At 37.6% G+C, this 7,357-nt stretch carries 8 protein-coding genes; all 8 read right to left on the bottom strand.

Features of this window, described 5'->3' with window-relative positions; all coding sequences use genetic code 11:
• The coding region (locus ACT3RN_RS13520; RefSeq protein WP_444518717.1) for a hypothetical protein at positions 1 to 384 on the bottom strand (384 nt) is incomplete at its 3' end.
• A 9-nt stretch (positions 385 to 393) separates the two neighbouring features.
• Positions 394 to 1,086 (bottom strand): hypothetical protein, encoded by a 693-nt coding sequence (locus ACT3RN_RS13515; protein WP_192992575.1) that lies wholly within the window; start codon positions 1,084 to 1,086, stop codon positions 394 to 396.
• A gap of 9 nt (positions 1,087 to 1,095) precedes the next feature.
• Complete coding sequence (locus ACT3RN_RS13510) at positions 1,096 to 1,788, bottom strand: hypothetical protein (protein ID WP_192992574.1); 693 nt, start codon at positions 1,786 to 1,788, stop codon at positions 1,096 to 1,098.
• A 9-nt stretch (positions 1,789 to 1,797) separates the two neighbouring features.
• Positions 1,798 to 2,508 carry a hypothetical protein gene (locus ACT3RN_RS13505; RefSeq protein ID WP_192520803.1) on the bottom strand — a complete coding sequence of 237 codons (711 nt, stop codon included), beginning with the start codon at positions 2,506 to 2,508 and terminating at the stop codon, positions 1,798 to 1,800.
• Between the two features lie 34 nt (positions 2,509 to 2,542).
• Positions 2,543 to 4,117, bottom strand: a complete 1,575-nt coding sequence (locus ACT3RN_RS13500) for a M12 family metallo-peptidase (RefSeq protein ID WP_192520801.1) — start codon at positions 4,115 to 4,117, stop codon at positions 2,543 to 2,545.
• Complete coding sequence (locus ACT3RN_RS13495) at positions 4,117 to 5,679, bottom strand: DUF2345 domain-containing protein (RefSeq protein WP_444518716.1); 1,563 nt, start codon at positions 5,677 to 5,679, stop codon at positions 4,117 to 4,119. Before ACT3RN_RS13495 ends, ACT3RN_RS13500 begins: the two co-directional genes overlap by 1 nt.
• 183 nt (positions 5,680 to 5,862) lie before the next feature.
• Complete coding sequence (locus ACT3RN_RS13490) at positions 5,863 to 6,369, bottom strand: hypothetical protein (RefSeq protein WP_192992683.1); 507 nt, start codon at positions 6,367 to 6,369, stop codon at positions 5,863 to 5,865.
• Between the two features lie 16 nt (positions 6,370 to 6,385).
• A partial coding sequence (locus ACT3RN_RS13485; RefSeq protein WP_444518715.1) for a DUF6402 family protein occupies positions 6,386 to 7,357 on the bottom strand: 972 nt, incomplete at its 5' end.

Here is a 7,357-nt window from a genome sequence, read left to right as displayed (position 1 = left end):
TTTTTCTGACTTCGAAAAACTACCATCACCTTTGATCTGAAGAAAACCGTTAACTTTCTCCAGTAAAAACTCACGTTCAAAGTGATTAGAATAACTTACTTTTTCCCATAAAGGAGAGGCTTCTAATCTTTCGATAAATAGCTCTTTCGGTACGACATCAATGGGAGTCTCTCTGCGCACTCCTGTATCAGGTAGTTCCGGTGGATTATCATATTCGGGTGGTTCATAGCATATTACTGATTTATCTGACTTTACAGGTTCACTTATTATTGCCTGTTCATCATCTTGCAGTAGTGCTGGCTCACTAGCCATGACTTTTGAAGGACTTAAGCTTGTACAACTTGCTAATGAGAGTGACATTGCTATAAAAATAAGTTTAACCACGAAACACACCTAATTAATTGTCAAGCCTGTCAACATAGCCAAGTTGCACTCTTTGATAGAATGACTGGTTCGGTTCATGCCCCAAAGCTCAAACAATATATTGTTGTAACGAATATAAGTATGTAAGGTTTCATCGTCACTTAGAATTTCGTTGTTTTCTACTTTGACTAAATATTGCTGATAAAGCTGGTCTAGTATTTCAGCAGCTTTATCGTGATCATCAATGACTATATTGATAATTTCTGTCATAGCACTTTTTTCTTGATTCAATAGCTGATGTCCATACTTGTTTCTTTGTTTTACGTCTAAAGGTGAATAAGCAATTTCCTTTACCTGTGTAGGACTGCTACGAACTTGAAGAAAACCGTTAAGAACACTAAGTCTAAAACTGGATCTGTCTTCATCTTTACGTTCTGTTTGCTCCCATAAGGGAGAGGCTTTAAATCTTTCAATAAATAGCTCTTTCGGTACGACATCAATAGGAGTCTTTCTTAATACATCTATTTCAGGTAATGCAGGTAGACTATCGTATTCTGATGGTTCATAGCATCTTACTGTTTTATTATTATTTACAGGTTCATTTACTATTGCCTGTTCATCATCTTGCAGTAGTGCTGGCTCTCTAGCCATGACTTTTGAAGTACTTGCGGTTGTACAACTTGCTAAAGATAGCGACATTGCTATAAAAATAAGTTTAATCATGTTCAATTTCTAACTGACTGTCAGCGTTGTTAGCATATTGAAATTACATACTTCCAAAGGATGTGTATTTCTACTTAAACCCCACAGCTCAAACAATATACCGTTATAGCGAACATAGCTATGCAATGTTTCTCCGTCACTCAATACATCATTATTCTTAACTTTAACAAGATACTGCTGATAAAGCTGATCTAGGACTGCAGCAGCTTTCTCGTGATCATTAATCACTAAATTAATAATCTCCGTCATAGCAAATTTTTCTTGATCTAATAACTGATGTCCATATTTATTTCTTTTATTTACATCTAGAGGGGTATAAGAAATTTTCTTTACATGTGTAGAACTGCTACGAACTTGAAGAAAGCCATTTGTCTCACTTAACGAAAAATCACTTTTGAAAGAGTTAACGTGGCTTACTTTACTCCACAAAGAAGAGGCTTCTAGCCTTTCAATAAATAGCTCTTTCAGTACGATATCAATGGGAGTCTCTCTGCGCACTCCTGTATCAGGTAGTTCCGGTGGATTATCATATTCGGGTGGTTCATAGCATATTACTGGTTTGTTATTATTGACAGGTTCATTTATCATTGCCTGTTTATCATCTTGTAGTAGTGCTGGCTCACTAGCTATGACTTTTGAAGTACTTAAGCTTGTACAGCTTGCTAATGAGAGTGACATTGCTATAAAAATAAGTTTAACCACGAAACACACCTAATTAATTGTCAAGCCTGTCAAAAGAGTTAAGTTGCACTCTTTAATAGGATGATTGGTTCGGTTCATGCCCCAAAGCTCGAACAATATACCGTTATAGCGAACATAGCTATGCAGTGTTTCTCCGTCACTCAATACGTTATTATTCTTAACTTTAACTAAATATTGCTGATAAAGCTGGTCCAGGATTGCATCAGCTTTCTCGTGATCATCAATCACTAAACTAATGATTTCTGTCATAGCAAACTTTTCTTGACCTAGTAGCTGATGACCGTATTTGTTTCTTTCATCAATATCTAAGGGAGAGTAAAAAACTTTAGTTATATTTTCTGATTTCGAAAAACTACCATCACCTCGAATTTGAAGAAAGCCATTAATCTCACTTAACGAAAAATCACTTTTGAAAGAGTTAACGTGGCTTACTTTACTCCACAAAGAAGAGGCTTCTAGCCTTTCAATAAATAGCTCTTTCGGTATGACATCAATAGGAGTCTCTCTTAATACTCCAGTATCCAGTGGTATAGGTTGGTTGTCATAGCCTGTCGGCTCATGACACATTACTGGTTTTTTATTATTTACAGGTTCATCAATTACAATTTCTTTTATATCTGATAATTCAGTAGACTCAGCAACTACTTCGTGTTTGTTGCTGACACTCGCGCAACTTGCTAGCGGTAATGACATTGCTGCAAGAATTAAAATTTTTTTCATATCATTTGCCTTTTAAAAATTACTGGAGTAGCTTTTAAGAATCAGAGTAATCCATGCTCCTATCGCTACGTAACATATCCCACTGCCATTTGAATAAAGCATGGGTATGTCCTTTAAATGGATTGTTAAGTTCAGCATTAGTAATTGTTTTAGGATTTGTCTTTAAATTATAGTCCATTATATTATCGGTATACCCCCTATAAAAACTATGCTCCATAGAAGGTGGCTGACCATATGGTGTAAAGGTATGCCATAGCCCAAAGCTATGCCCTAGCTCATGGACTATCGAGTGTATATCATCTCTTGTAATATTAAATAATAATACAGCATTACCCCAAACTGAGTTACAAGAAGCGCCACCATGCGTCTTACATATCTTTATCTCTTTTTCAGTTGCTCTTCGGATAGTAGCCCTCCCATAGGTAGCAGATTGACCCTCATTTACTTTTAGATCCGTAAAAATAACGTAAGTTTTCTTGTTATTATTATCGTCAATCCAGCCGCTATGGACATAGTTATCTTCTGATACTTTTTTAGGATGAAGCACTTCAAATAGTGAAATGGTATTATTTGTTAGCTCTATTTTTGTTTGCTCGTCATTGGGAATATTCTTATTTTGATACTTATTCAAAAAGGATTCGATGGATTCTCTTATTGGCTTATCTTTATCTAACTGATAATTTTTTAGCTCATTAGGCAATTTTAGTTCAATATTGTTTTTAGGGGATACCACCTTTGCTTTTACTAATGCTTGATTAAACGATTTTGTCTCAATAGCATTTTCATACCCAAATGGAATGAACACATGGGATGCAGAAGGATTATTTTTGTCGTATGGAGTCACAGTAAATTTCACTACCTGCACTTCTGCTTTAGGAACGACGCTATTAGGATACATCATCAGCAGTCCTACATTACGTGTTTTCCCTTTGCGAGTAGCGATTACTTTGACGTAACCTGCTTCGCTATAACTATCGGTCGCCTTTATATTGATTTTGACTGATTCATCTTTATAGTAGTAGACAGTCTTGGAGGATAGTCCTGCTACTGATGAAACTAACTCCCTGTCCTCACGCTTTTGAGTGATGAGCTTGCCTAAAGATATCTTAGGAGGCGATACGACGATACCAGTACTGGTCTCAAAGCTAAGCATAGTGCCATCATCTTCTAGCGGTAGAGGTTCAGCGCTGTCAGCAGACTCTTGATCAATTTGCAGATGTAGATCAACGCCATTGGCATTAATAGGATTAGATGTCGGGAATATCGCTAGCCATGCGGGGATATAAGTCTCTTTGTTCAAAGGTTCGATTTCTTTGATTTCTGCTAGATCAGCCGCATCGCTACGCTTGAGGCGGGTATATTCTTTTATTAAGTTTTCAATTTTAGATCCGTTGTATAATCTTTTTGGAATATTGCCTTCTTCAAGCACTTGTTGTCTATCATAAACATAATCATCCCGAAGCCAATCAAAGCCATAGGAGCCATCATAATCCGGTCCTAAAGGCCTACGAAAATGTACTAAGAACTTTCTTGGATCTGATATTTGTATAGTTTTATTGTTCTCTGGACTTGCTTGCGCAATAGCATTTGAAACAACACCCTCTGTCATTATTTTTTCCCTATTTCTGTTTGCCAAGGCAGCTCTAAATGCACTTCAATCTCATCATCGGTATCAGAATGAAAACGTTCTGACCAACCGTCTTTATCAGTCATTCCTTTGAACTCCTCGCCTGTACGTTTATTTATAGCAGTATAACGCGTGTTGGCATAAGGCTCTTTTTCATCGTTGATAAACTGATAGGCCAAATTATAAACCCCATCCATCAGTGTCTTTTTCTCAGGAATGACATTCGGCAACCCCGCCAACCCCTGTCCATCCATCCCGCCGCCATCACGACTATGCTTACCAGCCTTTTCCGTAAACTGCATTGCCGCAATCGTAATATCACCGCCATCTAGCGTGATACTCGCACCGCCCGCCGTCAGCGTAATCTTATTCGTTGCTACCACCTCAACCTCTTTAGTTGAGGATGACATATTCACATCTTGCTTCGCCGTTGCCTCAAGCTTCCCTGTATGCGCAGACAGCATAATATTGTCTTTACCATTGGTCATACTGAACTGACCATCAGCAACCACTGTCAAAGACTCACTACTGACCTGATGATGCCCATCACCACTACTCACCATCATATCTTGCTGAGTGGTCGTTACCATCTCACCCATAGATCGCTGAATCAGCGTCTCGTCACTGACATAGCTCGTATCAGCAGCGCCATCGATCAGCGTATAGGGCGCTTGTTGATGGGTTTTGGTTTGCTGCTCCTCTGCGATAGTTTCTAACTGGGTCTTAATCGCTTTATGGTCATTGACCTGACGTCCCAATCCCGTTGCCAATTGTGTTAAGCGCTCAGCCAAATGTTGACCACCCAATGATGTTTGAGTCAGAGTCGGGGTGTGCTGTTGATAGTTGTGCTGCTCAGATTGCGCATGGGTTTGCGGCTGGGTGGAGAATACTAAAGCTTCACCCGACTTGATATTGATTTGAGCGCTAGTATTGGCATTGATGCCTTGACGTTTACTACTGGCGCCATCACTTTCAGCATTGATCACGCCCATCTTGAGCATGGCAGCCACTTGACCATCATCGACGTTTAGCTGTGAGTACGCTTGCTCATCTCTATGATCGCTGATCCACTCTGATAGGCCATTATCTGTATTACGATAGCCACTCTCAACGGCTTGTTCATTGTCTGTAGTAAATAGGCTAGGGCGTGTGCTAGACAATAAGCTACCAGTATTGATTAAGTGCTCACCATCACCGATAGACTGCATCAGGGTTTGATCATCAGATCTATGGGTAAAGTGACTGCCGTAGTTGGCCCCTGCTTGGGCCTCTGTTCGATTGATAGGTTGGGCAGGGCTGTCCAGTAGATAGCTTTTGGTCGGAGTCATATGATTGCGACTGTCGGTATCGCTTGGATCATCTGTGATACCAGTCATTGGCGGTAGCACGCGTTTACTATATAAGCTACCAACCCACGGCGTGTCTGCGGTAATCAGACGCAGCTGGGTTAAGTGAATGCCTGCTTCTAATGTTGAGGCATGACGTTCATGGTGGCGACGACTGATGGTCAGCCCTGTCACGTGTGCCAGACTGTTGCGCGCCAAGTGTACGATATGGGTGGCAGTATAGATTGCTATTATTAGATGAGTACAGTTTGTACTACTTCCTAGTCTTAAGACGCCTTCTTGTTAACTATAGTATTTCAAGTTCATTTGTACATTTAATTATTTTTTGGTCTCTATTAGTTGCGTTCTGCTTTGAATAGATACGTTCAATAAACTAAATGGCTATAAAAAAGCATCTACATTTTGTATATGCTCTTGTTGCATGGTCTCATCTCTCAGCGCTTTGTTATTATTAATAGTCAACGGTGTACTGAAAAATAACTCCTGTCGTCCTGTTAGAGTCTTTTCGTAAACAATAAATACACTACATACATCATATATGTTTTTTTTATCAGTTTTACTAACTCCTGTAGTACATAACCTAGGAGATGAACCCACAATACTTTCATAGTTAGTAGGAATTACTATTTTTTTGACAATTTTTTTATTTTCTTTATCGACGTAGAAATATAGTGTTTTAATATCTGGTGATAATACGCATCTATAAAATAAGTATTCAGTATCTGTTATGTCTCCATCTGCAAATTTATTAGTAGAAACATAGTTGCATTCACTTGCAGAATTAAAGTCGTTTAAGATTGTTTTTACTTGATTATCAATCTTGATATTAACAATCAAGTAAATAATTAAAGCTAATAATAGTGGTATAGTAATTAAATATTTTATCATTATCTTTACTCGCAAATCATAGTGATGAATTTATATCCGATTTTTTTACTATGAAAGTTTTAAATTCATTTGACATGTTTTCCATACTTATAACTTTAGGCTTAGTCCAAACCACCATATCGCGCCCTTTTTTATACTTCTTACGATACTCCTGGTAGTGACTATTATATACTGGGTAAAGTAGGTTGATTGGATTAAAAGTTCCTGCGGGAGATTTTAAATTATTGATATCTTTTTTAAAAAGAATATTAAATTCGAATTTATCTTTATTCCAATGTCCTAAATAGTCATTTGGGATCTCTATAAAGTCGTAGCTATCAATTGCATAACATATGATAGATTCAATATAAATCATGTAGTAGTCGTTACGTTGAGGAATTATCTTGTAGTCACCTATAGCTGCATAGATTGCAAAAGAACCGAAGGTAGACCACAAATCGTCAATCTTGAACCCATTTTTTATGTATGTATCAAGCTGATCGTTCACTCCATCATCAATTGACTGTTTTTGGCATTGCCAATTTTCATGAAATTTTTGTAGTTTTTTCAATTCTTTATCATTTTCTGAGTTAATATTCTTTAAATCTCGATAGTTACTTTCTGAAGAGTAAGATAAGCCTTTTAAGTTTGAAGATTTGAAAGCACCGTCTCTATTAAGATACTTTAAAATTAATTTTTTCGATGCTTTAGATGTAATATTGATCTTAATTTCATCTATAGCATCGTTATACCTCTCAAAGTTTTCAAGCCATTTATGATTAAATACATTAGGTTTGTATAATATTAGATCAGGTCTAATCTTTGACCAGTCCCCTTTTTCTGCCGCAGTCATTTCTAAACTTGTATCAGTTAGCCATTTCTCGTTAAGATAGGCGGCCATATGCCAACCTTTAGATCTCATAACAGCTGGTATATTTGTCAATTTAAACAAAGGTACTATTGTCGTCGTCTGACTTGTCGAATTGTTTAGTTTCAACGTTGAGCTACA

Origin of the sequence: Psychrobacter sp. AOP5-GZ1-6 (genome assembly GCF_052376345.1) — a bacterium.
GTDB lineage: Bacteria > Pseudomonadota > Gammaproteobacteria > Pseudomonadales > Moraxellaceae > Psychrobacter.
The sequence above is the reverse complement of the archived record's forward strand: the minus strand, read 5'-3'. Positions and strand labels throughout refer to the sequence as shown.

Coding starts and splice junctions, on each gene's coding strand:
- ACT3RN_RS13515 (WP_192992575.1), bottom strand. CDS start 1,086: ATGATTAAACTTATTTTTATAGCAATGTCGCTATCTTTAGCAAGTTGT.
- ACT3RN_RS13505 (WP_192520803.1), bottom strand. CDS start 2,508: ATGAAAAAAATTTTAATTCTTGCAGCAATGTCATTACCGCTAGCAAGT.
- ACT3RN_RS13500 (WP_192520801.1), bottom strand. CDS start 4,117: ATGACAGAGGGTGTTGTTTCAAATGCTATTGCGCAAGCAAGTCCAGAG.
- ACT3RN_RS13490 (WP_192992683.1), bottom strand. CDS start 6,369: ATGATAAAATATTTAATTACTATACCACTATTATTAGCTTTAATTATT.